The organism is Candidatus Competibacter denitrificans Run_A_D11 (assembly GCF_001051235.1).
GTDB classification, from domain to species: Bacteria; Pseudomonadota; Gammaproteobacteria; order Competibacterales; family Competibacteraceae; genus Competibacter_A; species Competibacter_A denitrificans.
This window is the reverse complement of the sequence record NZ_CBTJ020000092.1, coordinates 1-1,553: the sequence shown is the minus strand read 5'-3', so window position 1 is coordinate 1,553 and position 1,553 is coordinate 1. Positions and strand designations below refer to the sequence as shown.

At 41.1% G+C, this 1,553-nt stretch carries 2 protein-coding genes; one reads left to right on the top strand and one right to left on the bottom strand.

Translation table 11 applies throughout. The features are described from left to right. Positions 1 to 112 precede the first annotated feature (112 nt). Entirely contained in the window at positions 113 to 367 is a 255-nt protein-coding gene (locus BN873_RS19695; RefSeq protein WP_277921604.1) for an IS1 family transposase, read from the top strand. Between the two features lie 492 nt (positions 368 to 859). Here BN873_RS19695 and BN873_RS15410 read toward each other — a convergent pair whose 3' ends face one another. Next, positions 860 to 1,333 (bottom strand): bacteriohemerythrin, encoded by a 474-nt coding sequence (locus BN873_RS15410; protein ID WP_048675716.1) that lies wholly within the window; start codon positions 1,331 to 1,333, stop codon positions 860 to 862. Positions 1,334 to 1,553 lie beyond the last annotated feature (220 nt).

Here is a 1,553-nt window from a genome sequence, read left to right as displayed (position 1 = left end):
CTACTTTGCTTAATGGTGTCGTCATCGTCAATGCTCCTGACACGTCAGTGTCCTCGTTTCCTACAGTGGAGCATTTACACAATCGAATTTACAGTCTTAGGGCAAGCGATTCATTACCGACGACTGGCCCGGTGACCATCGCTTGATTCCAGCCGCACAATTGATGACGGGTAAGCACCTCACCTTCCCCATTGAGCAAGATAACAGCAATATCTGCCACGTTCTCGCCCGCTTCCGCCGCCGCACCCAGGTCGTCTCTAAAACCGAAGACATGGTAGATCTCTCCTTGCGCCTCTACCATCATCTCCATGATCACCCCGCCACCTTCGCGGCCCCTTCTGCAACCTTCTTATCTATCTTTGGTTAGAACTTTCCTCAATTGGTGCATAATCTCAACAGTCCGAAATCTACATTGAGCCAAATTGATTTAGCTATATTGTATAGAAAAAGAATCAGGTAAAATCAGTGTGCGCTAAAGCACCCGATTACCCACATCTTTTTTAGCTTTATATTCAACATGTTACGTGGTATTTATTATTACTTTGATTTTATGTTTTATAAATCAACATATTAACGGCTATCATCGGATTGACGTTGAAGCGATTCCAGGTGCTCCAGAGCAGATCAAGATGCTGAAAACCAGTAAACCCTTTAGGAACGCCAGCACGACCGTGGATTCTTAACGGCTGACAACCGTACCAAATCCTCACAACTGATTGATTATAAAATATAAAAAGATGTGGGTAATCGGGTGGCGCTAAAGTGACTAGCTCTACGTAAAAAAACCTACAAGCTGGATAATGCTCCGCTCAATAAGAGGGAATCAGAGATGAAATGGCTTATCACACTTGATATTGTGTCATCCCTTAAAAGAACTCCAAATCTTTCCCATCCACGATTGCTGTTTAGTCCATTTGGCTTTGAAGCCTTTTTCGAGGAAAAAAGGCGTATACTTCCTATCATCCTTCATAATATGCAAGGTAATCCATTTCTTTAAAAAGCTCATTAATTCGATATCGATGGGTGTATCATCTTGAAATTTCTTTCGGAAATTCACCACTTCGTTTTTAAGTTGGTTATGATGTTCTTGATGAGCCTCGCTATCAGGATAATCGAAAATTCGGAATAAGCTTTCCTCAACCGCAAAATGCACAATCGTATATTGTATTAGCTCATCGAGAATGTCGCTGATGAGAGCTTTGTCAGCCCTCTTTAAGATTGCTTCGTTAAACAAGCGATTAATCAGATTAATAAGAATCTTATGTTGTTCGTCGATCTCTTCCAGGCCAACGCTGAGATCCTCAGACCAGGGAATATAGTCTTTGTCCGCCATAAGTGATTCCTCCTTTGGTTCTGGATGTACTGCTGTACAAATAGTGACAGTAAAAAATTCTAAAAGAGTATATTGTCTACATAACACCTGAAAATAATATCAAATTTTACCGTATAAGTATCATATTTAGGAGTTACGCAGTTGGTTGATAAAGAGCGATAAGGAAGGTTATGAACCCACCGAAAGTCACAGATGAAGACTACATCCAGTTTCTGATAGC